The 24803-nt window shown below is 72.8% G+C and carries 16 protein-coding genes; 11 read left to right on the forward strand and 5 right to left on the reverse strand.

Annotated features, from left to right (window positions below; genetic code table 11):
• Positions 1-134 precede the first annotated feature (134 nt).
• The 4 genes from JAO84_RS13405 (at position 135) to JAO84_RS13420 (ending at position 7670) form a co-directional block, all read left to right on the forward strand.
• Positions 135-3563 carry an FtsK/SpoIIIE domain-containing protein gene (locus JAO84_RS13405; protein ID WP_370413066.1) on the forward strand — a complete coding sequence of 1143 codons (3429 nt, stop codon included), beginning with the start codon at positions 135-137 and terminating at the stop codon, positions 3561-3563.
• Positions 3564-3996: 433 nt separating this feature from the next.
• Positions 3997-5358 (forward strand): ABC transporter substrate-binding protein, encoded by a 1362-nt coding sequence (locus JAO84_RS13410; protein WP_370413067.1) that lies wholly within the window; start codon positions 3997-3999, stop codon positions 5356-5358.
• A 3-nt stretch (positions 5359-5361) separates the two neighbouring features.
• Positions 5362-6759 (forward strand): carbohydrate ABC transporter permease, encoded by a 1398-nt coding sequence (locus JAO84_RS13415; RefSeq protein ID WP_370413068.1) that lies wholly within the window; start codon positions 5362-5364, stop codon positions 6757-6759.
• A complete protein-coding gene (locus tag JAO84_RS13420; protein ID WP_370413069.1) occupies positions 6756-7670 on the forward strand; it encodes a carbohydrate ABC transporter permease in 915 nt (304 codons plus the stop codon). The genes JAO84_RS13415 and JAO84_RS13420 overlap by 4 nt, the downstream gene beginning before the upstream one ends.
• Positions 7671-7694: 24 nt before the next feature.
• Here JAO84_RS13420 and JAO84_RS13425 read toward each other — a convergent pair whose 3' ends face one another.
• Entirely contained in the window at positions 7695-8309 is a 615-nt protein-coding gene (locus JAO84_RS13425) for a TetR/AcrR family transcriptional regulator (protein WP_370413070.1), read from the reverse strand.
• A gap of 124 nt (positions 8310-8433) precedes the next feature.
• Between JAO84_RS13425 and JAO84_RS13430 the strand changes: the two genes are divergently transcribed.
• From JAO84_RS13430 to JAO84_RS13440, 3 genes are all read left to right on the forward strand, one after another.
• On the forward strand, positions 8434-9357 hold the full coding sequence (locus tag JAO84_RS13430) for an ABC transporter permease (RefSeq protein WP_370413071.1): 924 nt from the start codon (positions 8434-8436) through the stop codon (positions 9355-9357).
• Positions 9350-10102, forward strand: a complete 753-nt coding sequence (locus JAO84_RS13435) for an ABC transporter ATP-binding protein (RefSeq protein ID WP_370413072.1) — start codon at positions 9350-9352, stop codon at positions 10100-10102. Before JAO84_RS13430 ends, JAO84_RS13435 begins: the two co-directional genes overlap by 8 nt.
• Before the next feature lie 154 nt (positions 10103-10256).
• Complete coding sequence (locus tag JAO84_RS13440; RefSeq protein ID WP_370416752.1) at positions 10257-11444, forward strand: glycosyltransferase 87 family protein; 1188 nt, start codon at positions 10257-10259, stop codon at positions 11442-11444.
• A 99-nt stretch (positions 11445-11543) separates the two neighbouring features.
• On the opposite strand, the gene JAO84_RS13445 is transcribed toward JAO84_RS13440, so the two are convergent.
• Positions 11544-16526, reverse strand: coding sequence for an NAD-glutamate dehydrogenase (locus JAO84_RS13445; protein ID WP_370413073.1), 4983 nt, complete (start codon positions 16524-16526; stop codon positions 11544-11546).
• A gap of 403 nt (positions 16527-16929) precedes the next feature.
• On the opposite strand from JAO84_RS13445, the gene JAO84_RS13450 reads away from it, so the two are divergent.
• Entirely contained in the window at positions 16930-17493 is a 564-nt protein-coding gene (locus JAO84_RS13450) for a DJ-1/PfpI family protein (protein ID WP_370413074.1), read from the forward strand.
• Positions 17494-17507: 14 nt separating this feature from the next.
• Here JAO84_RS13450 and JAO84_RS13455 read toward each other — a convergent pair whose 3' ends face one another.
• Both JAO84_RS13455 and JAO84_RS13460 read right to left on the reverse strand, forming a co-directional pair.
• Positions 17508-18191: an HAD family hydrolase gene (locus tag JAO84_RS13455; RefSeq protein WP_370413075.1), complete on the reverse strand. Its 684-nt coding sequence runs from the start codon at positions 18189-18191 to the stop codon at positions 17508-17510.
• Between the two features lie 24 nt (positions 18192-18215).
• Positions 18216-18722, reverse strand: coding sequence for a hypothetical protein (locus JAO84_RS13460; RefSeq protein WP_370413076.1), 507 nt, complete (start codon positions 18720-18722; stop codon positions 18216-18218).
• Positions 18723-19273: 551 nt separating this feature from the next.
• Here JAO84_RS13460 and JAO84_RS13465 point away from each other — a divergent pair.
• The gene (locus tag JAO84_RS13465) at positions 19274-19717 is read left to right on the forward strand and encodes an Rv3235 family protein (protein ID WP_370413077.1); all 444 of its coding nucleotides are present in this window, start codon (positions 19274-19276) and stop codon (positions 19715-19717) included.
• Between the two features lie 66 nt (positions 19718-19783).
• Here JAO84_RS13465 and secA read toward each other — a convergent pair whose 3' ends face one another.
• Positions 19784-22597: a preprotein translocase subunit SecA gene (gene secA, locus JAO84_RS13470; protein WP_265868035.1), complete on the reverse strand. Its 2814-nt coding sequence runs from the start codon at positions 22595-22597 to the stop codon at positions 19784-19786.
• A gap of 296 nt (positions 22598-22893) precedes the next feature.
• Between secA and JAO84_RS13475 the strand changes: the two genes are divergently transcribed.
• Together JAO84_RS13475 and JAO84_RS13480 are read left to right on the forward strand one after the other, a co-directional pair.
• The gene (locus JAO84_RS13475; protein ID WP_370413078.1) at positions 22894-23478 is read left to right on the forward strand and encodes a GNAT family N-acetyltransferase; all 585 of its coding nucleotides are present in this window, start codon (positions 22894-22896) and stop codon (positions 23476-23478) included.
• Positions 23479-23573: 95 nt separating this feature from the next.
• Positions 23574-24737, forward strand: coding sequence for a winged helix-turn-helix domain-containing protein (locus JAO84_RS13480; RefSeq protein WP_370413079.1), 1164 nt, complete (start codon positions 23574-23576; stop codon positions 24735-24737).
• Positions 24738-24803: the final 66 nt, after the last annotated feature.

Raw genomic sequence — 24803 nt, forward strand, 5'->3', positions numbered from 1 at the left:
CAGCACGTCGTGTCGGGGTCGGGAGCCCCGGCCCCGTGCCGACCTGTACCGGACGACGCGTCCGCGCCGGGTGGGGGGAGCCAGCGGTCCTGTCCCCTGCCGGGCGCGCCGCGCAGAAGGGACCGCTGACGGCGATGCAGATCCGGCTGACCGTCCTCGCGCCGCACGCCGGCCACGGCGCCGGCCGCGCCTGCGACGTGCTCGTCACCGCGCCCGCGGGGACCGAGCTGGCCGCCGTGGCCTCCTCGCTCGCCGCGGCCGTCTCCGGCCCCGACACCTCCTCCTCCGGCACCACCGTGCTGTACGCGGGCGAGAAGCGCCTCGACACCCGCCGCTGTCTGCTCGGCGAGCCGCCGCTGGTCGACGGGGCGGTGCTCTCCCTCCAGGTGCCCGGCCCGGACGAGGTCATGGCCGAGGTCATGGGCGAGGGCGCCCCGGCCCGGCTGCACGTGGTGGCGGGCCCGGACGCCGGCGGGGTGCATCTGCTGCACGGCGGGGCGAACGGCGGAGCGATCAGAATCGGCCGTTCTGTGGACGCGGACGTTCCGCTCGACGACCCGGACGTCTCGCGGGTCCACTGCACCGTGACGGTCGGCCCCGACGGCCGGGTCACGGTCACCGACCAGGGCTCCACCAACGGCACGACCCTCGACGGCGCCCCGGTCGGCCCCCGGCCCGTCCGCTTCCCGCCCGGCGGCACCCTCCGGGTCGGCGAGTCCGCCCTGCGCCTGTCCCCCGGCGGGTCCGGCGGTACGGGCACGAGTGCAGGTACGCGTACGGGCGGGGGCGCCGACGCGAGCCCCGGCGCCGACTCCGCCACGGACGAGGTCCGGCTGCCGACCGCCCCCGACGGCGAGGGCCATCTGCGGGTCGCCCTGCGCGCCCCGGAGGCCCCGGGCGGTACGGCGGAGCCGGGCGCGGCCCCCGCACCGTACGGACGCGTGGAGGACGAGGACCACGACCGTGGCGACGACTCCCACGACTCCCCCGCCCACGCGCGCGTGGAGGAGCCCGCCGACCCCGACTCCGACTCCGCCGGCGAGGCCGAGTCCCACAGCAGGACCCGGCAGACCCGCCGCCGCGGCCTCGGCGCCTGGGCCCGGCGGCTCGCGGGCGGCCGGGACGAGGACCGGGACGGCGAGTACGGCGTGGCCCCGGTCCCGGCCTTCGCCGCCGGCGCCCGCCCCGGCGCCGGCGGCGACGGCGCCGCCCTGCCCGCCCCCGACAGCTGGCCGGATCCCGCCGCGGTCCTGCTCACCGCGCTCGGCCCCGGCCGGCGCCTGTGGGAGCGGGGCCCCGGCCATCCCGAGGCCCTGGTGGTCCGGCTCGGCACGACCGACCGCGCCGACCTGTCCGGCGTGCCCGTCACCGTCGGGCTGCGCGAGGCGGGCTCGCTCGGCCTCGCCGGGCCGGCGCCCCGGCTCGGCGGCCTGGCCCGTTCCGTGGTCGCCCAGCTGGCCGCCCTGCACTCCCCCGCCGACCTGGAGATCGTCCTGGTCAGCGCCGACCGCAACCGCCCCCTGGAGGAGCGGCGCCGGGACTGGGCCTGGCTCGGCTGGCTGCCGCACACCCGCCCGGCGCACGGCCAGGACTGCCGGCTGCTCCTCGCGTACGACCGCGACCAGGCCCACGCCCGGTTCACCGAGCTCACCCGGCGGCTGGACGACGGGCCGCTCGGCCCCGGCTGGCCCAGCGCCGACCGCGCCGCCGTGGCGGAGGCCGCCGCGCGCCACGAGGGCCCCGAGACCGTCGTGATCGTCGACGGCGACCCGGGCTCCGCCGCGCTCCGCGAGACTGCGGCGCGGCTCGCCGGGGCCGGACCCGCCGCCGGCATCCATCTGCTCTGCCTCGCCGAGGCGCCCGCCGCCTCCCCCGCCTCCCCGGTCGCCGCCACCTACGAGACGGCCTGCGCCGCGTCCCTCGCCTTCCGCGAGTGCGGGGCGGCCGCCCTGCTCAGCGGCGACGTGGCGACCGCGCTGCGGCTGCTGCGCACGGCGGGCGGGCGGGCCGCGGGGCACGGCACGGTCGGCGTCGTCGACGCGGTGTCGGTGGCCTGGGCCGAGCGTTTCGGCCGCGCCCTCGCCCCCTTGCGTACGGAGACGGGCGCGGGCACCGGTACGGGCCGGGCGGCCGCCGCGCTGCCCCTGTCGGCCCGGCTGCTCGACGAGCTCGGCCTCGCCCGGGCCACGCCCGCCTCCCTGATGGCCCGCTGGGCCTCCGCCGCCGACGGCACCGCCGTCCTGGGCGCCGGCCCGCGCGGCCCGGTCGCCGTCGACCTCACCCAGGAGGGCCCGCACCTCCTCATCGAGGGCCCGGCGGGCAGCGGCCGCACCGAACTCCTGCGCGCCGTCGCCGCCTCCCTCGCCGCCGGGGCCCGCCCCGACCGCCTCGGGCTGCTCCTCGTCGACGGCGCGGGCGGCGAGCGCGGCGAGGGCCTGGCGGCCTGTACGGAGCTGCCGCACGTGACCGAGCACCTGGTGGCCTCCGACCCGGTGCGGATGCGGGAGTTCGCCCAGGCGCTCGGCGCCGAGCTGAAGCGCCGCGCCGAACTCCTCGGCGACGCCCACTTCGCCGACCGCCGCTCGGCCCGGCTGATCGGCCAGCGCTCCCCGAGCCCGGCCGAGTCCGTCCCGCCGGCCGGCGGCCGGGCCACCGCCCGCGTCCCCGACGCCCGTTCCGGCGCCGACCGCCCCAGCGGGCGCACCCTGCGCACCGCCGCCGACGGCGCCATCGGCGACGTCCCCAGCACCCGCAGCCACCGCACGGCGGGCCGCGAGGTGTACGACCAGCAGGCCGACACGGCCGGGTACCGCACGCCGCCGCCGGGCGCGGACCTCCTCGGCGACCGCCCGAGCGGACGCCTCCCGCGTACGAGCACCGGCGACCGCACTCCACCTCCTGGCGCGGACCTGCTCGGTGACCGGCCCAGCAGCCGCACGCTGCGGCTCACCACCGACAGCCTGCTCGGGGACACGGCGAGCAGCCGCACCGACCCGGTGCGCAGCGGGCCCGCCGCCGAGGGGGCGGGTGCGCTGCCGCGGCTGGTGGTCCTCGTGGACGACTTCGACGCCCTGGTCGCCCCCGCGCTCGGCGCGCCGGGCCGGCCGGCGGCCGGGTCCGTGGTGCGGGCCCTGGAGGCGGTCGCGCGCAACGGGGCGCGGCTCGGGGTGCACCTGATCGCGGCCTCGGCCCGCCCGGACCGCACGGCCGACACCGAGCTGGCCCACGGCGCGCGGCTCCGGATCGTCCTGGACCCGCCGCCCGCGGCCCCCGGCCCGGACGAGCCCCAGCCGGGGCGCGGCCGACTGGGTCACCCGGACGGCCGAGTGACCCCGTTCCAGACCGGCCGGGTCACCGGCCGCATCCCCCGCACGGCCACCCTGCGCCCCACGGTCGTCCCCCTGGAATGGGACCGCATGGGCGACCCGCCGACCCGCCGCCCGGTCCGCGAACTCGGCAACGGCCCCACCGACCTGGCCCTCCTCGCCAGCGCCCTCGACCGCGCGGCCCGCTCGGTGGACGCGACCCCGATACCGCCGCTGGTGTCCCCGGCCCCGGCCTGATCCCTCTCTTCCCCCCCCCCCCCCGCGAGGGAGCCACCCACCCACTCCCAGGGTGTGACCCCCAAGGTGTGACCGCCAGGGTGCGCCCCCGGACGGGAGCGGGGGACGTGCAGGGGGCCGCGTTCGGGACGTAAAGCGTGATTTGTGGCGCGGGACAAGGGCGTTCGACCATTCCGGCACCCGACCGCGCCGTAAATCATGCAGTCCCGGACGCGGCCACCGGAACGGCCCCCGCGCACCCACGACAGCGGACCGAGTCCCCCTCAAGCCCGCCTCCACCACCCCTCCAGCCCACCCCCGTACCGCACTTGACGGCACGTCACGAGCCGATCACGATCCCCCGCCCCACCCCGAAGGCGGCCTTGCGGCCCTCCGGCGCCGCGCGTAGACCTGAGGGCACGGGACCGGAAGACGCGGGAGAGGCGGGGCTCGGATGCGTAACGGCAGAACTCTTCGACTCGGTGTGCTGGCGGCGGTCGCCGTGCTCGCGGCGGCCGGCTGCGGAGGCGGCGGTGACGGCGACGGCGACGGCGGCCCGGAAAAGCCTGCGCCGAAGACCAGCGCGCCCGGCGTCGCGCTGCCCTCCCTCAAGGGAGAGAAGATCGAGGTCGCCGCAGTCTGGACCGGCCCCGAACAGGCGAACTTCACCAAGGTCCTGAAGGAGTTCGAGAAGCGCACCGGCGCGACCGTCACCTTCGTGCCCGCCCAGGACCCGATCGTGAACTTCCTCGGGACGAAGATCGCCGGCGGCTCGCCGCCCGACGTGGCGATGCTGCCGCAGGTCGGCGCGATCCAGCAGGCCGCCGCGCAGAAGTGGCTGAAGCCGCTCGGGCCGGAGGCGAAGGCCCAGCTGACGGCGAACTACTCGAAGGGCTGGCAGGACCTCGGCGCGGTCGACGGCACCTCGTACGGGGTGTACTTCAAGGCCGCCAACAAGTCCCTGGTCTGGTACAACACCGCCGCCTTCGAGAACGCCGGCGCGGCCGAGCCGAAGACCTGGAAGGACTTCCTCGCGACCGCCGAGACGATCTCCGCCTCGGGCGTCACGCCCGTCTCGGTCGGCGGCGCGGACGGCTGGACGCTCACCGACTGGTTCGAGAACGTCTACCTCTCCCAGGCCGGGCCGGAGAAGTACGACCGGCTCGCGAAGCACCAGCTCAAGTGGACCGACCCGTCCGTGGCGCAGGCGCTGACCACCCTCGCCGAGCTGTTCGGCAAGCCGGGCCTCATCGCGGGCGGCACCAACGGCGCGCTGCAGACCGAGTTCCCGGTGTCCGTGACGCAGACCTTCACGGGCGGCGACCAGGCCAAGGCCGCCATGGTCTTCGAGGGCGACTTCTCGGCCGTGAACATCGCCGAGACCGGCGCCAAGATCGGCACGGACGCGAAGGTGTTCCCGTTCCCGGCCGTCGGCGACGGCTCCGCGCCCGTGGTGACCGGAGGCGACGCGGCGGTGGCCCTGAAGGACACCAAGGGGGCGCAGGCGCTGCTCACCTTCCTCGCCTCGCCCGACGCGGCGCGGATCTGGGCGGCCGAGGGCGGCTTCCTGTCCCCCAACAAGGCGCTGGACCCGGCCGCGTATCCGAACGAGGTGCAGCGGACCATCGCGAAGGCGCTGATCGGCTCGGGCGACTCCTTCCGCTTCGACATGTCGGACCAGATGCCGCAGTCCTTCGGCGGCACGCCCGGCAAGGGCGAGTGGAAGGCGCTCCAGGACTTCCTGAAGAACCCGAAGGACGTGGCGGGGACCCAGGCCCGGCTGGAGGCCGACGCGGCCAAGGCGTACAAGGGCTGACCGGTGGACACGCCCACCGGGTCCCCCACGTCCGCCGCATCCACGACGTCCACCACATCCCCCACACCCGCCGAACCCCTCGGCCTTGTCAGACCCGTCAAGGCCCCCCGGTCCGCCCGCTCCCGTCACACCGCCGTCGCCGCGCTCTTCCTCCTCCCGGCCCTCGTCCTCCTCGGCGCGCTCGTCGTCTACCCCATCGGGTACTCCGTCCAGCGCTCCCTCTTCGACCAGGCCGGGGACTCCTTCGCGGGCCTCGACAACTACGTCGCGCTGTTCACGGACGACGCGATCCGCACCGCGCTGCGCAACAACCTCATCTGGGTGGTGCTCGCGCCGACCGTGGCGACGGCCCTCGGTCTGGTCTTCGCCGTGCTCACCGAACGGGTGCGCTGGGGCACGGCGTTCAAGCTGGTGGTCTTCATGCCGATGGCGATCTCGATGCTCGCCGCCGGGATCATCTTCCGGCTCGTGTACGAGCAGGACCCGGACCGCGGGGTCGCCAACGCGGTCTGGGTCGGGGTGCACGACACCTTCGCCGAGGCCTCCGTCTTCCCGCGCGCCCGCCCCCTCCCGGTGCACCCGCTGAAGGCGGCTCCCGGCGGCGGGTACGAGACGAAGTCCCCGGTCCGCGCGGGCGAGGTGGCCCGGCTCCCGCTGGTCGGCGTGGCCCCGGCGCAGATGCCGGAGGGCGCCCGCCCGGCCCGTACCCCGGCGGCGGGGGTCAAGGACACGATCGAAGGCGTCGCGTGGCTGGACTTCACCCGGGGCGGCGGCGGGCGGCCGAACACGGTCGACCCGAAGGAGCTCGGGCTCAAGGGGCTGCGCATCGAGGCGGTGAAGGACGGCCATGTGGTGGCCCGGGCGACGGCCGCCGCCGACGGCGGCTTCACGCTCGACGCCGCCGCCGAGGGGGCCGTCCTGCGCCTGCCCGCGAGCAACTTCCGCGAGCAGTACAACGGGGTCTCGTGGCTGGGCCCGAACCTCGTCACGCCGGCGATCATCGGCAGTTACGTGTGGATGTGGGCCGGGTTCGCGATGGTGCTCATCGCCGCCGGGCTCGCCGGGCTGCCGCGTGACGTCCTGGAGGCGGCCCGGGTCGACGGGGCGAACGAGTGGCAGGTGTTCCGGCGGATCACCGTGCCGCTGCTCGCGCCGGTCCTGGGCGTCGTCCTGGTGACCCTGATGATCAATGTCCTCAAGGTCTTCGACCTGGTCTTCATCATCGCGCCGGGCTCGGCGCAGGACGACGCGAACGTGCTCGCGCTGCAGCTCTACCGCTCGTCCTTCGGGACGGACGCGGACCTCGGGGTGGGCTCGGCGATCGCCGTGGTGCTGCTGTTGCTGGTGCTGCCGGTGATGGCCGTGAACATCCGCCGTATGCGAAGGGAGAACCGCCGATGAGCAGCGCGAGCGGCGTGACCAGCGCGAGCAGCACGACCGCTGACCGCCCCGGCAGCCGGAACACCGGGCTCGCGGCGCGGCTCGCCGGCCGTGCCGCCGGCGGCGCGCTGCGCGTCTTCCTGGTCCTGGTCGCGCTGTTCTGGCTGATGCCGACGGTCGGGCTGCTGCTCTCCTCGCTCCGCTCGCCCTCCGACATCTCCTCCAGCGGCTGGTGGCGGGTGTTCGCCGCGCCGGCCGAGCTGACCACCGAGAACTACCGCGAGCTCCTCTCCAACGACGCCATCACGAGCTCCCTCGTCTCCACGGTCCTGATCACCGTCCCGGCCACCCTCCTCGTGATCGTGATCGGCGCCTTCGCCGGCTACGCCTTCGCGTGGCTGGACTTCCCGGGCCGGGACTGGTGGTTCCTGCTCGTGGTGGCGCTGCTCGTGGTGCCGGTGCAGGTGGCACTGGTCCCGGTGTCGAAGCTGTTCGGCGCGGTGGGGATCTTCGAGACGACGCTGGGCGTGGTGCTGTTCCACACGGCCTTCGGCCTGCCGTTCGCGATCTTCCTGCTGCGGAACTTCTTCGCGGAGATCCCGCGCGAGCTGCTTGAGGCCGCCCGGCTCGACGGGGCGGGCGAGCTGCGCCTGTTCACCCGGGTGGTGCTGCCGCTCGGCGGCCCGGCGGTGGCCTCGCTCGGCATCTTCCAGTTCCTGTGGGTGTGGAACGACATGCTGGTGGCGCTGATCTTCGCGGACGCGCAGTCGCCGCCGATCACGGTGGCGCTGCAGCAGCAGGTCCGGCAGTTCGGCAACAACGTCGACGTGCTCGCGCCGGGCGCGTTCGTGTCAATGGTGATCCCGCTGCTCGTCTTCTTCGCCTTCCAGCGGCAGTTCGTGAACGGGGTGATGGCGGGCGCCGTGAAGTAGCCCCCACACCACACAGAAGGGCGGTTACGCGGTGAGCGCGGCCACCGCCGAGCGCGCCAGGTCGTCGAGGTAGCCCTTCGGCGGCTCGGTGCGCACCACGACGAGCCGCCAGTAGAGCGGGCCCATCACGAGGTCCAGGGCGCGGTCGGGGTCGGCGTCGGCCGGCAGTTCACCGCGCTCGACGGCGGCGCGAACGACCTGGGCGACGACGCCCTGCTGCGGGTCGAGCAGGGCGGCCTTCAGGCTGTCGGCGATCTCGGGGTGCCGGGCGGCCTCGACGAGGAGGTCCGGGATGACCTGCGAGGCCACCGGGTGGCGCAGGGCGTGCGCGGCGAGTTCCAGGAGGGCGCGGACGTCGCCGTGCAGCGAGCCGGTGGCCGGGGCGGGCAGGCCCTGCACGGCGACGGCGCCGACCAGGTCGAGGACGAGCGAGAGCTTGGACTTCCAGCGCCGGTAGACGGCGGTCTTGCCGACCCCGGCGCGGCGGGCGATGCCCTCGATGGACATCCGGGCGAAGCCGACCGCGGCCAGTTCCTCGAAGACGGCGGCGCGGATGGCCTCGGTGACGTCCTCCCGGAGCACGGCGGCTCCCGCGGGGGCGCGGCGAGGGGTTCCCGAGGGTCCGGTGGGTGGCGTCATGCACAGGATCTTAACCAGCGGTTACCAGACACCGGCGTGACGACGAGACGGTTGCGTTCCGACGGCGAGTCGTCCTAACCTCCCCGTAGCGACGATACGGACCCGTTCCATCGAAGGCGATCCCGTGACGACCCACACCCTCGGCAAACCGCCCACCACAGCTCCGACACCCCTCACCTCCGAGGAGCTGCGCGCCCTCGCCCTGCGCCACGGGCTCACGGTGAGCGGCGCGCGCCCCTCCCTCCCCGCGTACGTGCGGCAGCTGTGGTCCCGGCGGGACTTCGTCACCGCCTTCGCGACGGCCAAGCTCACGGCGCAGTACAGCCAGGCCAGGCTCGGCCAGGTCTGGCACGTGATGACCCCGCTGCTCAACGCGGCCGTCTACTACGCGATCTTCGGCGTCCTCATGGACGTGCAGCACGGCATCCCGGACTACGTGCCGTTCCTGATCACCGGCGTCTTCGTGTGGACCTTCACCTCACAGACGCTCATGACCGGCACCCGCGCCATCAGCGGCAACCTCGGTCTGGTCCGGGCGCTGCACTTCCCGCGCGCCAGCCTCCCGATCGCGCTCGCGCTGCAGCAGCTCCAGCAGCTGGTCTTCTCGCTCGGCGCGCTGGTCGTGATCCTCTTCTGCTTCGGCGAGTTCCCGCGCCCGAGCTGGCTGCTCGCGGTGCCCGCGCTGGCCCTGCAGGCGCTGTTCAGCACCGGGCTCGCGCTCGCGATGGCCCGCCTCGCGGCCCGTACGCCCGACATCGCGCAGCTGATGCCGTTCCTGCTGCGCACCTGGATGTACGCCTCCGGCGTGATGTGGTCCATCGCCCACGTCACCGAGGGCCGCGGCCTGCCGCACGCGGTGGTGCTGCTGCTCCGGGCCAATCCGGCCGCCGTCTACATCGACCTGATGCGCTTCGCGCTCGTGGAGAGCTTCACCGCCGACCAGTTGCCGCCGCACGTGTGGGCGCTGGCGGCCGGCTGGGCGCTGCTCGCCTTCGCGGGCGGCTTCGTCTACTTCTGGAAGGCTGAGGAGACCTACGGCCGTGGCTGAGCACGCGCACCTCGATCCCCGCACACCCACCGTCGTCGCCGACGGCGTCCACATCACGTACACCGAGCGCAGCGGCCCCCGAAGCACCCGGAGCGTCCACGCCGTGAAGGGCGTGAGCTTCGCCGCGTACCGGGGCGAGGCGATCGGCCTGATCGGTTTGAACGGATCGGGGAAGTCGACCCTCCTGAAGGCGGTCGCCGGACTGCTTCCGACCAGCGAGGGCCGGATCTACACCCAGGGGCGCCCCGCCCTGCTCGGCGTCAACGCCGCCCTGATGGGCGATCTGACCGGCGAGCGGAACGTGATCCTCGGCGGGCTCGCCATGGGCATGAGCCGCCGGGAGATCACCGCCCGGTACGCCGACATCGTCGACTTCTCCGGGATCAACGACAAGGGCGACTTCGTCTCGCTGCCGATGCGCACCTACTCCTCCGGCATGGGCGCCCGGCTCCGCTTCTCCATCGCCGCCGCCCGCAGCCATGACGTGCTGCTCATCGACGAGGCCCTGGCCACCGGCGACGCGGCCTTCCGCCGCCGCAGCCGGCAGCGGATCGACGAACTGCGCGCCGAGGCGGGCACGGTCTTCCTGGTCAGCCACTCGAACACGACCATCACCGAGACCTGCGACCGGGCGCTGTGGCTGGAGGCGGGCGAACTGCGCATGGACGGACCGGCGGACGAGGTCGTGGCGGCGTACGAACACTTCACCGGAACGGCCACCAAGACCACAACAAAGAGGACATAGCGGACTATAGTGCGGTGGGGTGACGACCGACCCGCCCCCGCAGGACACCCCCACCGCGGCCCGCACCACCGAAGCCACGCACGACACGCACGCGCCGCCGCCCGCCCTCACCCGCTCGCCCTTCGAGTCGGAGACGTTCACCTCCGCCACCTTCGTGACCGTCGGGCGCGGCCCGCTGCTCGCCCTCGCCGCCGTCTGGCTGCTCACCCGGGCCGGCATGCTGCTGCTCCTGATCCGCGACGACCTCGGCATCGGCGGCGTGGGCAGCGAGGTCTCCCTCCTCTACCGGTACTGGTACGGCCAGTTCGCGCACGGCACCTTCCCGCCCGGCGACGTCACCTGGCAGTACCCGCCGGGCGCCGGCCTGGTCATCATGGCGCCCGGCGCGCTGCCCTGGCTCAGCTACTTCCAGGCCTTCGTCGCCCTCGCGCTGCTCGCCGACGCCGTCGTCACCGTCGCGCTCGCCCGCGCCGACCGCGCCCGGCTCACCCACGGCGCCTGGTACTGGGCGCTCGGCCTGCCGCTGCTCCTGCACATCCCGCTCGCCCGCTACGACGTGCAGACCACCGCCCTCGCCGTCCTCGCCCTGCTCGCCCTCACCGCCCGGCCGGCCGCCGCCCACCGGATCGGCGGCGTCCTCGCCGGACTCGGCGCGATGGTGAAGGTCTGGCCCGCGCTCGCGCTGATCGGCACCCCGCGCGGCCGCACCACCCGCGAGTCCTGGACCGCCGCCGCCGTCACCGCGCTGACCCTGCTCGCCGTCCTCGCCCTGCTCTTCGCCGAGCCCCTCGGCTTCCTGCGCCAGCAGGGCGACCGGGGCGTGCAGATCGAGTCCCTCGGCGGCACCGCCCTGGCCCTCGCCCGCGCCACCGGTCTGTGGCCCGGCAGTGTCCAGTTCCGCTTCGGCGCCTTCGAGTACGTCGGCCCGTACGTCTCCACCGTCGGGCACCTGGCCCTGTTCCTGACCGCCGCCGCCTTCATCTGGCTGGTGTTCTGGCGCATCCGGGCGCACCGCTGGACCGCGGCCACCCCGCTCGACGCGGCCCTCGCCGCCGTGCTGCTCTTCACCGTCACCAGCCGGGTGATCAGCCCCCAGTACCTGATCTGGCTGCTCGGCCTCGCCGCCGTCTGTCTGACCTCCCGGGCCACCGTCATGCGCCCGGTCGCCCTGCTGCTCCTGCCGGCCGCCGCGCTCAGCGCCCTCGCCTACCCCGTCCTGTACGAGGACGTCGTCGCCGGCACCTGGCAGGGCCTCGCCGTCATGACGGCCCGCAACGCCCTGCTGCTCGCGGCGGCCGTGGTGGCCGCGCGGCGCCTGTGGACGGCGACGGTGACCTCGTAACCGTACGTACGCCGTACGCGCGCCGTACACACGCAAAAAAAGGGGGGCGCCCCCGCCGGTCACGAAGACCGACGGGGGCGCCCCCTCCCGCAAACGGGACTAGCTGTGCGTACGGAGCAGGGTGCGCATCGTCCGCATCGCGACCGACAGGTTCGCCAGGTCGAAGGCGTCCGAGCCCTGGATCTCCTCCAGGGTCGTGCGCGCGCGGCCCAGGATCGCCGCGTTCTTGTCCTCCCAGTCCTTGAACCGCTGCTCCGGGGTGGAGGTGCCGTTCCCGGCCGACAGGACGTCGGAGGTGAGCCCGGCGTGCGCGGCGAAGAGGTCCTCGCGGATGGAGGCGCGGGCCATGGACTGCCAGCGGTCGTTGCGCGGCAGCTCGATGATCCGGTCCATCAGGTCGGAGATCCGCAGCCGGTCGGCCAGGTCGTAGTAGACCTCGGCGACCGCCAGCGGGTCCTTGCCGGTGCGGTCCGCGATCGCGACGATGTCGAGCGTCGGGAAGGCGGAGGAGAACCCGGCCACGCGCAGCGCCAGCTCCTCCGGGACGCCGACACCGGTCAGCTCCTCCAGGATCGACTGGTACCACTCCAGGTCCGAGCCGCGCAGCAGCTGCGGCAGCTTCTCCCAGACCTGCTCGACCCGCTCCGCGAAGAACTCGATGGTCTCGCCGATCCGGAGCGGCTGCGGCCGGTTGTTGAGCAGCCAGCGGGTGCCGCGCTCGACCAGGCGGCGCGAGTGCAGGCGCATCCGGGTCTGGAACTCGGCGGCCACCTTGTTGTCGAGGTCCTCGACCGCGTCCCAGACCTCGCCCAGGCGGAAGATCACGCGGGCCGCGGTCTGCGCGCGCACGATCTCCTCGATCGACGCGCCGGTCTCCTCGCGGAGGCGGTGCAGGAAGGTCGAGCCACCGGTGTTGACGGTGTCGTTGACCAGGACCGTGGTGATGATCTCCCGGCGCAGCGGGTGGGTGTCGACGGCCTCGGCGAAGGTGTCGCGCAGCTGCGTCGGGAAGTAGGCGTGCAGCAGCCCGCGCAGGTACGGGTCGTCCGGCAGATCGGTGCCGATCAGCTCGTCGGCCGCGGTGATCTTCGTGTACGCGAGGAGGACGGCCAGCTCCGGCTGGGACAGGCCCCTGGCGTTGTTGAGCAGGTCGCGGATCTGCCGGTCGTTGGGCAGGAACTCCAGCGAGCGGTCGAGCGCCCCGTCGCGGCCGAGCCGGCGCATGAAGCGCTGGTGGGCGTGGAGCAGGGACGGCGACTGGGCGATGGCGTTGGCCAGGGCGGTGTTCTGCGCGTAGTTGTTGCGCAGCACCAGCGCGCCGACCTCGTCCGTCATCTCGGCGAGGATCTTGTTGCGCTGCTTGAGGGTCATGTCGCCCTCGGCGACCAGACCGTTCAGCAGGATCTTGATGTTGACCTCGTGGTCGGAGGTGTCCACGCCGGCGCTGTTGTCGATGGCGTCGGTGTTGACCTTGCCGCCCTCGCCGGCCGGGCCGCCGGTGCGGGCGAACTCGATGCGGCCCAGCTGGGTCGCGCCGAGGTTGCCGCCCTCGCCGATGACCTTGGCGCGCACGTCCTGGCCGTCGACGCGGATGGCGTCGTTGGCCTTGTCGCCGACCTCGGCGTTCGACTCGGCGCTCGACTTCACGTACGTGCCGATGCCGCCGTTCCACAGCAGGTCGACGGGCGACTGCAGGATCGACTTCATCAGCTCGGCCGGGGTCAGCTTGGTGATCCCGTCCTCGATGCCGAGGGCGGCCCGCATCTGCGCGTTGACCGGGATGGACTTGGCGGTACGGGGGTGGATGCCGCCGCCCGCGGACAGCAGCTCCGTGTTGTAGTCCGCCCACGACGAGCGCGGCAGGTCGAAGAGCCGGCGGCGCTCGGCGTACGAGGTGGCCGCGTCCGGGTTCGGGTCGATGAAGATGTGGCGGTGGTCGAAGGCCGCGACGAGGCGGATGTGCTCGGAGAGCAGCATGCCGTTGCCGAAGACGTCGCCGGACATGTCGCCGACGCCGACCACGGTGAAGTCCTCGGTCTGGGTGTCGTGGCCCAGCTCGCGGAAGTGCCGCTTGACCGACTCCCAGGCGCCGCGGGCGGTGATGCCCATGCCCTTGTGGTCGTAGCCGGCGGAGCCGCCGGAGGCGAAGGCGTCGCCCAGCCAGAAGCCGTAGTCCTGGGCCACGCCGTTGGCGATGTCGGAGAAGGTCGCGGTGCCCTTGTCGGCGGCGACGACCAGGTAGGTGTCGTCCTCGTCGTGGCGGACCACGTCCGCCGGGGGCACGACCTCGCCGGCCACCAGGTTGTCGGTGATGTCGAGGAGGGCGGAGATGAAGGTCTTGTACGAGGCGATGCCCTCGGCCAGCCACGCGTCACGGTCCACGGACGGGTCCGGGAGCTGCTTGGCGACGAAGCCGCCCTTGGCGCCGACCGGCACGATGACGGTGTTCTTCACCATCTGCGCCTTGACCAGGCCGAGGATCTCGGTACGGAAGTCCTCACGGCGGTCGGACCAGCGCAGGCCGCCTCGGGCGACCTTGCCGAAGCGCAGGTGGACGCCCTCGACGCGCGGCGAGTACACCCAGATCTCGAAGGCCGGGCGCGGCGCCGGCAGGTCAGGGATGGCCTGCGGGTCGAACTTCATCGACACGTACGGGTGCGGCCGGCCGTTCTCGGCCTTCTGGAAGAAATTCGTCCGGAGCGTGGCCTTGATGACGGTGAGGAAGGAGCGCAGGATGCGGTCCTCGTCGAGGGAGGCGACCTGGTCCAGGGCGCCGTCCAGCTCCTCCAGGAGTCCGTCGATCAGCTCGGTGCCGGCGCGCTGCCGCTCCGGCGCCATCCGCGCCTCGAAGAGGTTGACCAGGAGCCGGGTGGTGTGGACGTTGTTGCGGAGGGTGTCCTCCATGTAGTCCTGGCTGAAGGTCGAACCGGCCTGCCGCAGGTACTTGGCGTAGGCGCGCAGCACCATCGCCTCGCGCCAGGTGAGACCGGCGGACAGCACCAGCGAGTTGAAGCCGTCGTTCTCGGCCTCGCCGGTCCAGGTGGCGGCGAAGGCCTCCTGGAAGCGCTCGCGGGCGTCGTCGCCGAGGTAGTCGCCGTTGCCGGTGGGCGTGGGCATCCGCAGGCCGAAGTCGTAGACCCAGGCGTGGGTGCGGTCGGCGCAGCGCAGCTCGTAGGGGCGCTCGTCGGTGACCTCGACGCCGAGCCGGTTGAGCACCGGCAGGACGGCGGAGAGGGAGATCTGCTCGCCGGTCTTGTAGATCTTGAAGCGGCGCTCGCCGGAGCCGGACGCGACCGGCTCGTAGAGGGAGAGCGCGAAGTCCTTCTCGCTGCCGGCGAGGGCCTCCAGGTGCTGGAGGTCGGCGACGGCGGCGCGCGGCGAGTGGTCGGCCTTGTAGCCCTCGGGGAAGGCGTTGCCGTAGCGGCGCAGCAGCTCGGCGGCACGCTCCTCGCCGCACTCGGCGTTGAGCGCCTCGGCGAAGCCGTCGGCCCAGGAGCGGGTGGCGTCGGCGAGCCGGGACTCGATGCGGTCGACGTCGGCCTCGGTGAGCTTGGCCAGCTCGGTGCCGGGCTCGACGCGGATGACGAAGTGCAGCCGGGAGAGGATCGACTCGGTGTTCCAGGCCGTGAAGTCGACGCTGGTGCCGTTCAGCTCCTCCTTGAGGAGGTCGATGATCCGCAGCCGGACGCGGGTGGTGTAGCGGTCGCGCGGCAGGTAGACGAGGGCCGAGTAGTAGCGGCCGTACTCGTCCTGGCGCAGGTAGAGCCGCAGCCGGCGGCGCTCCTGCAGGTACAGGACGCTGGTGACGATGGAGCGCAGTTCGTCGACCGGGGTCTGGAACAGCTCGTCGCGCGGGTAGGTCTCCAGGATCTGGAGCAGGTCGCGGCCGTCGTGGCTGCTCGGCGAGAAGCCGGCGCCCTCCAGGACCTCCTGGACCTTGCGCTTGATGACGGGGACGCGGCGCACGGACTCGGTGTACGCGGCCGAGGAGAACAGGCCGAGGAAGCGGCGCTCGCCGATGACGTTGCCGTCGGCGTCGAACTTCTTCACGCCCACGTAGTCGAGGTACGAGGGGCGGTGCACGGTCGAGCGGCTGTTGGCCTTCGTCAGGATCAGCAGCTTGTGCTCGCGGGCCTTGGCGCGGGCGTCGGCGGGCAGCCGGCTGAAGGACGGGGAGACCGGGTGGGCGTGGTTGTCGTCGCCGCTGTGGTGCGGGTCGGAGCGCAGGATGCCGAGGCCGGTGCCGGGCACGGCGGCCAGGGCGTCGCCGTTGACCAGCTCGTACTCGCGGTAGCCGAGGAAGGTGAAGTGGTCCTCGGAGAGCCAGCGGAGCAGCTCGCGGGCCTCTTCGACCTCGGTCGGGCGCAGGTCGGAGGCGGTGGGCTCGTCGGGCAGGCCGTCGGCGAGGCGGAGCGCGGCCTCGCGCATCTTCTCCCAGTCCTCGACGGCCTCGCGGACGTCGGACAGGACGCGCAGCAGGTCGTTGGTGATCTGCTTGAGGTCGGCCTTGTCGGTCTCACGGTCGATCTCGACGTGGATCCAGGACTCGACGAGCACGTCGTGCGGGCGCTCGGCGGCAGCCTTGCCGGCCTTCCCCGCCTTGGTCTCGGGCTCCTTGGCGAGCACCTCGATGAGCTTGCCGGTGACGTCGCGGCGGACCAGGACCTGCGGGTGGATGACCACGTGGATGCCGCGGCCCTGGCGGGACAGCTCGTTGGTCACGGAGTCGACGAGGAAGGGCATGTCGTCGGTGACGACCTCGACGACGGAGTGGCTGCAGGTCCAGCCGTTCTCCTCGACCGTCGGGGTGTGCACGCGGACGTTCGCGGTGCCCTGCGGACGGTTCTCCGCGAGGCGGTAGTGCGAGAGCGCGGCGCCGAACACGTCCACGGGGTCGCGGTCGGTCAGGTCCTCGGGCGCGGTGTGCAGGTAGTAGCGCTGGAGGTAGTCGAGCACGGTCGCGTGGTCCGGACGCTTCCCGTCGGGCCCTGTCGGAAGTCGCCCCCCGACCGGGCTGTTCTCAGCTACCCGGGCGGCCCGATCGAGCAGCTCGGCCTTGGCTTCGTCCAGCTTGGTCTGCATGTCCTCTGACTCCTGTCGCGCGCCGTTGCGTGACGTCGGTGGAAGAAAGGGCACAACGCCACGACGCGGTGGTACCTGTCGTAGTAAGAGACGTTATGCCGCGATGAGAGATGTCCGGGCGCTTCTCGGCCACCGGACGGGGGATCTCGGCGAACGCGCCGTCGGCCCGGCCGCTGAGGCGAACCGGGCGGATGCCGGGGGCTGCGCTGCCCCCATGGCGTATCGCGCTGATCACGGGAAAAGCCTATCGCTGTTGACCCCCCGGCCGTCATGAGCCTTATGTGTACAAAAGAGGGGCGGGAAGTTTGACACTGTGGACAGCGACGAATGTTTCGACGGGGCACACACGACAGGTACGACGGGTACACCGACATCAGAGATCTGGACAGACCTGGGAGTCGCCATGGCGAAGATCTTGATCGTGACCGGGGACGCGGCGGAGTCGCTGGAGGTGATGTACCCCTACCAGCGGCTGCTCGAAGAGGGGTACGAGGTTGACATCGCGGCCCCCACCCGCAAGCAGCTCCGCTTCGTGGTCCACGACTTCGAACCGGGCTACGACACGTACACCGAGAAGCCCGGCTACACCTGGCCCGCCGACCTGGCCTTCTCCGAGGTCGACCCGGGCGACTACGCGGCGGTGGTGATCCCGGGCGGCCGGGCGCCGGAGTATCTGCGCAACGACCCGGAGCTCCGCAAGATCCTGAAGTCCTTCTTCGACGCCGACAAGCCGGTCGCCCAGATCTGCCACGGCCCGCTCCTGACCGCCGCCCTCGGCTCCCTGGAGGGCCGGCGCGTGACGGCGTACCCGGCCCTCGAACTGGACATGCAGGCGGCGGGCGCGAGCTTCCAGGACACGACGGCGGTGGTGGACGGCAAGCTGGTGTCGTCGCGGGCATGGCCGGACCATCCGGCGTGGATGCGGGAGTTCCTGAAGGTGCTGCGGGAGGCGGGCGTGGAGGCCTGACCGGTGTCTGATGCCTAGACGATCTCGTCGGCGACGGCGACGGCCTCGGTGAGCGAGTCGACGACGGGCACGCCGACCCGCTCCAGGCTGCGTCGGCTGTGCGAGCCGCCGGTGTACAAGACCGCCTTCGCCCCCACGTGCAGGGCCGCCACGGCGTCGTCCGCGGCGTCGCCGATGACGACGATCCGCTCGGCCGCCACCTCCAGGGCGGCGAGGTGCCGGACCATGTGCCCGGACTTGCCGTCCGTGGAGCTGTCGACGCGCCCGTCCATGCGTACGAAGCGCTCGGCGATGCCGTGGCGGCGTACGAGCGGGATCAGCTCGGCGTGCGGGGCGAGCGAGAGCAGCGACTGGGTGAAGCCGGACGCCTGGCGCGCCGCGAGCAGCTCGGCGGCGCCGGTGGTGAGCCCGCAGCCCTCGGCGCGCTGCCAGTAGTGCCGGTGGAAGGCGCCGTCCATCAGCGTCCACTCGTCGTCGGTGGGCAGCCGGCCCATGAGCCGCTCGTAGAACTTCGGAACGGGCACCGTGTAGAGCTCGCGGTACCGCTCCAGGCTGATCGGTTCGAGACCGAGCTCGGCGAAGGCCGCGTTGGTGGCGCCGATGACCGCGCCGATGTCGTCGAGCAGCGTGCCGTTCCAGTCCCAGACCAGATGCTTGCCGTGTGTGCCGTCTATGCCGTGTGCGCCGTGCTTCCCCATGGGAAGCCACGGTACCGCCCCGGGTCAGCCGAGCAGTCCGGGGATTTCCTGCACGCCGTACCAGAGCAGCTCGTGGTCCTCGGCGCCGTCCACGACGAACTGCGCGTCGTCGTCGCCCTGATCGGCCGCACCGAGCGCGGCCGCGGCGGCGGCGACGTCCGTCTCGGCGTCGTCGGCGTCGGCGTGCACGGCCGCGGCCTTCCCCATCGGCACGGCCCGCGCGATCCGCACCTCCCCGAGCGCCCCGGCGTCCAGCCCCCGGCCCGGATCCACGACGGCGTCCTTGTCGGCCACGTCCACCGCCACGACCACCCGCCGCCGCGCGACCCCCGGATCCCCCGCGATCATCCGCAACGACGCGGCCGCGGCCCGGCTCAGCGCCGCGTACTCCAGCTCCTCGATGTCGTCCGACACGTACCACTCCCGCAGCGCCGGCGTCACCCCGTACGCCACCACGGGCCCGGGCCCCAGCTCACCGCCCTTGTACGCCTGTGCGAGCCCGGAGAGGGTCAGAGGTACGTACACACGCATGGCAGGCCGCTTTCATCGTCGGAAATCGCCCTCAGGATACGTGCGGAGGGGACTTTCGGGGGGCGGTGGGGCGGGCCGCCGGGCTGCCGCCCGCGGCCGGCGCCGCAGGCGGACGGTGGAGCGCGGCTCGGCCGCGCACGCCGGAGCGGCAGGGCCCGGGAAACGGGCCCCGGGCCGAGCTCCGAACGCCGCAGCAGCGGACCCGGGGCGGCGCACCAGCCGGGCGGCCCCGCCCCGGGTCACTCTGCCGGGCGCTCCGCGCCACGGCGGACACGCGGGCGCCGAGCCCCGTCCCGGGTACACCGCACGTCCCCCTTCGAGGGGTCCCACGTCCACCCGTCCGGGTGATCGCGCCGCCCCCGGCGGGCTCCGCGGACCGGGCGGCGGCCGTGCCGTACCGGGCCCGTCACCCTGATAGGTGAAGCGCGGCGGGTGGACGCCGGGCCGGTCGGGGCGCTTGCCCGGCGGTTCGTCCAGGCCGTACAAGATCCCCAACAGAAAGTTACCGACCGGTATCGGTTGGTGACTCCATGCGACGAACGGGGATCCGCATGACCACCGAAACGGACACGCAGCCGCAGCCGCGCCCTCGCCGCACGACGCCCCGGAGGCCGGCCGGGCCCGCCGGGACGCGGCCGCGGGGGCGGGCGGGGAGCGGGCCGGGGCTGCGGGTGCCGCCGCATCTGATGTTCGCGGAGCGACTGCTCGCGGTGCTGAGCGGGGAGCGGCCGGTGCACTGGATGCTCGGCTTCACCGTCGGGGAGGCGTACGAGCAGCTGGTGCAGCTCGCGCCCGAGACGCCCCTGCGGTCGGCGGCCGGACCGCGACCGGTGGTGCGGCGCTGCACCGCCCGGCAGCCGGGGCACCGGGAGGCCGTGGAGGCCTGCGCCACGATCGCGACCGGGGACCGGGTCCGGGCCATGGCCTTCCGCCTGGAGCGCGGCCGCGACCTCCGCTGGCGCTGCGCCGCCGTCGAGCTCGACGGCCTGCCGTAGAAAGCCGTGAACAGACGAGGAGGGGCCGGTCGCCCAAAGCGGCGACCGGCCCCTCCCCTCACGTCACTACTTCTTGCGGCGACGCCCGCCCGCGCTCTTCTGCGCCTTCCGGCGCTCCGCCCGCGTCATCCCGTCGCCCGCGTCCAGCGGCTCACCGTCCGCGCCGAAGTCGCCCTCGACGACCGACCCGTCACCGTCGACCTTCGGCGCCGAGAAGTGCAGCCGGTCCGGACGCTGCGGCGCGTCCAGGCCCTTCGCCCGGATCTCCGGACGCCCGGCGCCCGACGGCACGGCGTCCTGCTTCTCGAGCGACGGCGCCACGTCCTGCACCGGGACCTCCTCGACCTGCTGCTCGACCTGGACCTCCAGGTTGAACAGGTAGCCGACGGACTCCTCCTTGATGCCCTCCATCATCGCGGAGAACATGTCGAAGCCCTCGCGCTGGTACTCGACCAGCGGGTCCTTCTGCGCCATCGCGCGCAGGCCGATGCCCTCCTGGAGGTAGTCCATCTCGTAGAGGTGCTCGCGCCACTTGCGGTCCAGGACCGACAGCACGACCCGGCGCTCCAGCTCGCGCATGATGTCCGAGCCGAGCTGCTTCTCGCGCGCGTCGTACTGGTCGTGGATGTCGTCCTTCACGGACTCCGCGATGAACTCGGCGGTGATGCCCGCACGGTCGCCCGCCGCGTCCTCCAGCTCCTCGACCGTGACCTTCGTCGGGTAGAGCTGCTTGAACGCGCTCCACAGCCGGTCCAGGTCCCACTCCTCGGCGAAGCCGTCGGCGGTCTCCTGGCGGATGTAGTCGTCGATCGTGTCGTCCATGAAGTGCTGCACCTGCTCGTGCAGGTCCTCGCCCTCCAGGACGCGGCGGCGCTCGCCGTAGATGACCTCGCGCTGCCGGTTGAGCACCTCGTCGTACTTCAGGACGTTCTTGCGCGTCTCGAAGTTCTGCGACTCGACCTGCGCCTGCGCGGACGCGATCGCGCGCGTCACCATCTTGTTCTCGATCGGCACGTCGTCCGGGACGTTGGCCATGGCCATGACCCGCTCGACCATCTGCGCCTTGAACAGACGCATCAGGTCGTCGCCCAGCGACAGGTAGAAGCGGGACTCGCCCGGGTCGCCCTGACGGCCGGAACGACCGCGCAGCTGGTTGTCGATACGGCGCGACTCGTGGCGCTCGGTGCCGAGCACGTACAGCCCGCCCAGCTCCTTGACCTCCTCGAACTCCGCCTTCACGGCCTTCTCGGCCCGCTCGAGCGCGCCCGGCAGCGCCGCCGCCCACTCCTCGACGTGCTCGACCGGGTCCAGGCCCGCCTGCCGCAGCTCCGCCTCGGCGAGGTCGTCGGGGTTGCCGCCGAGCTTGATGTCCGTACCGCGGCCGGCCATGTTCGTGGCCACCGTGACGGCGCCCTTGCGGCCCGCCTGCGCGACGATCACGGCCTCACGCTCGTGGTGCTTGGCGTTCAGCACCTCGTGCGGCACGCCGCGCTTGCTGAGCTGGTTCGACAGGTACTCGGACTTCTCGACGGAGGTCGTACCGACGAGGACCGGCTGGCCCTTCTCGTACTTCTCCGCGATGTCGTCGACGACGGCGGCGAACTTCGCGACCTCGGTCCGGTAGATCAGGTCCGGCTGGTCCTTGCGCTGCATGGGCTTGTTCGTCGGGATCGGCACGACGCCCAGCTTGTAGATCTGGTGGAACTCGGCCGCCTCGGTCATGGCCGTACCGGTCATGCCGGAGAGCTTGTCGTAGAGGCGGAAGAAGTTCTGGAGGGTGATCGTGGCGAGCGTCTGGTTCTCGTCCTTGATCGGCACGCCCTCCTTGGCCTCGATGGCCTGGTGCATGCCCTCGTTGTAGCGGCGGCCGGCGAGGATACGGCCGGTGTGCTCGTCGACGATCATGACCTCGCCGTCGATGACGACGTAGTCCTTGTCCTTCTTGAACAGTTCCTTCGCCTTGATGGCGTTGTTCAGGTAACCGACGAGCGGGGTGTTCACCGACTCGTACAGGTTGTCGATGCCCAGCCAGTCCTCGACCTTGGCGACACCGGACTCGTGGATGCCGACGGTGCGCTTCTTCTCGTCGACCTCGTAGTCGCCGGTCTCCTCGATGCCCTTCAGCGGGTTGCCGGGCTCGCCCTTGACGAGGCGGGTGACCAGCTTGGCGAAGTCGCCGTACCACTTGGTGGCCTGGTCGGCCGGGCCGGAGATGATCAGCGGCGTACGGGCCTCGTCGACCAGGATCGAGTCGACCTCGTCGACGCACGCGAAGTTGTGGCCGCGCTGGACGAGCTCGTCCTGGGACCACGCCATGTTGTCGCGCAGGTAGTCGAAGCCGAACTCGTTGTTCGTGCCGTACGTGATGTCGCACGCGTACTGCTCACGGCGCTGCGCCGGGGTCATGTTCGCGAGGATGCAGCCGACGTTCAGACCGAGGAAGCGGTGGACGCGGCCCATCATCTCGGAGTCGCGCTCGGCCAGGTAGTCGTTCACCGTGATCAGGTGGACGCCCTTGCCGGACAGCGCGTTCAGATACGCCGGGAGGGTACCGACGAGGGTCTTGCCCTCACCGGTCTTCATCTCGGCGACGTACCCGAGGTGGAGGGCGGCACCGCCCATGATCTGCACGTCGTAGTGGCGCTGGCCGAGAACGCGCTTGGCGGCCTCACGGACGGTGGCGAACGCCTCCGGAAGCAGGTCGTCCAGCGACTCGCCGTCCTGGTAGCGCTGCTTGTACTCGTCCGTGAGCGCCCGCAGGTCGGCGTCGGAGAGGTTGACGAAGTCCTCTTCGATGGAGTTGACCTGGTCCGCGATGCGGTGCAGTTTGCGCAGGATCTTGCCTTCGCCTGCACGCATGAGCTTGTGGAAGACGGACACTGAGGCTGGTCTCCTTGCCGGTCGGGCCTGGCACTGGGTCTTGTCATGACTCGGGCGCGGGCACGGCAGGTGGTCCCCACCGCAACGGCCATCGTAAGCGAGACCACCCTCACGGAGGGAGGCCCGCAGTGCCGGAGCAGTGGCGGAGCGCTGCGGGACGGGTGCGGGGCCGGTGCCGAGGGGCCCGCTCCCGCCCGTGACACCTCGCTCCCTGACCAACGCACGAGGCCGCCGGAAGGTGCCGCCCCCTGCGAAAAGTGTTCGCACCCGGCCCGGCGGGTCACCAGAATTCCGTCATGGAGCCCATCACCCTCACCACGGGCAGGCTGCGCCTGCGCCCCTTCACCCCCGCCGACGCCGGCGCGGTGTACGAGGCCTGCCAGAACCCCGCCATCCAGCGCTGGACCCAGGTCCCCGCGCCGTACACCCGCGAGGACGCCGAACTCTTCGTGACCCGCATCGTCCCGGACGGCTGGCGTGCCGACAGCGACTACGCCTTCGCCGTCGAGCCCCTCGATGGCGGCCCGCTGCTCGCCGCCATCGGCCTGCACGCGCGCGGGGAGGGCATCCGCGAGGTCGGCTTCTGGGCCACCGAGGAGCACCGGGGGCGCGGTTACGTGACGGAGGCCGTGGGCGCGCTCGCCCGGTGGGCCTTCGCCTCGCTCGGCGTGCACCGGCTGCTGTGGCGGGCCGAGGTCGGCAACGTGCCCTCGCGGGCCGTGGCCGAGCGGGCCGGTTTCGTCGTCGAGGGCGTGGAGCGCGCCGGTCTGCTCAACAAGGGCACGGCCCGCGACTGCTGGCTCGGCGCCCTGCTCCCCTCCGACCTGGACCTGCCGTCGCCCGTGCCGTACCTCCCGGCGAAGTCCTCCGCCGAGGCCTGAGCTCTGAGCTCTGGGCTCTGGGCTCTGGGCTCTGGGCTCTGGGCTCTGGGCTCTGGGCACTGAGCACTGTCAGTGCCGGGCTCTAGGGTCGGAGCATGACGACCGCCCCGCGCCCCGCCGCCGAACTGTCCGCCGACGAAGCCCGCCGGATCGCCCTGCGGGCCCAGGGGTTCCTCGGCGCCCCCGACCGCCGGGGCGGGGTGCGGGGCGTGCTGCGTCACCTCGGGCAGGTCCAGCTGGACACGATCTCGGTGCTCGCCCGCTCGCACGAGCTGATTCCGTACGCGCGCCTGGGCGCGGTCGGCCGACGCGCCGTCGAGGAGGCGTACTGGACCGACGGCCACGCCTTCGAGTACTGGTCGCACGCGGCCTGCATCCTGCCGATCGAGGAGTGGCCGCACTTCGCCTTCCGCCGCCGCGCCTACCGCGACCGCCCGCACTGGAACCACGAGCTCTCGGACGACGCGTACCAGGCGGTGATCTCCCAGCTGAAGACCGAGGGGCCGCAGACCGCGACCGAGCTCGGCGGCGCCAAGAACAAGGGCGAGTGGTGGGACTGGTCGGACTCGAAGATCGCCGTCGAGCGGGCACTGATGTTCGGCGAGGTGGTCGTGACCGAGCGGCGCGGCTGGAAGCGGGTGTACGACCTGGCGGAGCGCGCCGTGCCGGACGCGCTGCTGCACGACGACCTGGACGACACGGAGTGTCTGCGCCGGCTGGTCCGGCAGGCGGGCGAGGCGCTCGGCGTCGGCACCCGGGCGGACCTCGCCGACTATCACCGGATCAAGGGCGAGGCCTTCGACGCGGTGGTGGCGGACTCGGGTCTGGTGCCGGTGACGGTCGCGGGCTGGGGCAAGCCGGCCTGGGCCGATCCGGCGGCGCTCGCGACCGAGCCGCGCGGCCGGCACCGCACGACGCTGCTGTCGCCCTTCGACTCGCTGATCTGGGAGCGGCCGCGGACCGAGCGCATCTTCGGCTTCACGCACCGCCTGGAGGCGTACGTGCCGAAGCAGAAGCGGGTGTACGGGTACTTCGCGATGCCGGTCCTGGCCGGCGGCCGCCTGGTGGGCCGGGTGGACCCGGCGCGGGACGGGCGCACACTGGTCGCCCGGCAGGTCACCCTGGACGGCCCCAAGGCGGTCCCGGCGGTGGCACAGGCGCTGCGCGAGGCCGCGGAGTGGGTCGGCTGCGACGCGGTGGCGGTGGAGCGGGTCGACGCGCCCGAGCTGGCCCCGGCGCTGGTGAAGGCCCTGGGGTAGGTCTCGGGGTCCCGGGGGCTGGGCTGGGGGCGAGGGGCCGGCGGGGCCGGGGGCCGGGAGGGGCCG

It is taken from the genome of Streptomyces fradiae (genome assembly GCF_041270065.1).
Taxonomy (GTDB): domain Bacteria; phylum Actinomycetota; class Actinomycetes; order Streptomycetales; family Streptomycetaceae; genus Streptomyces.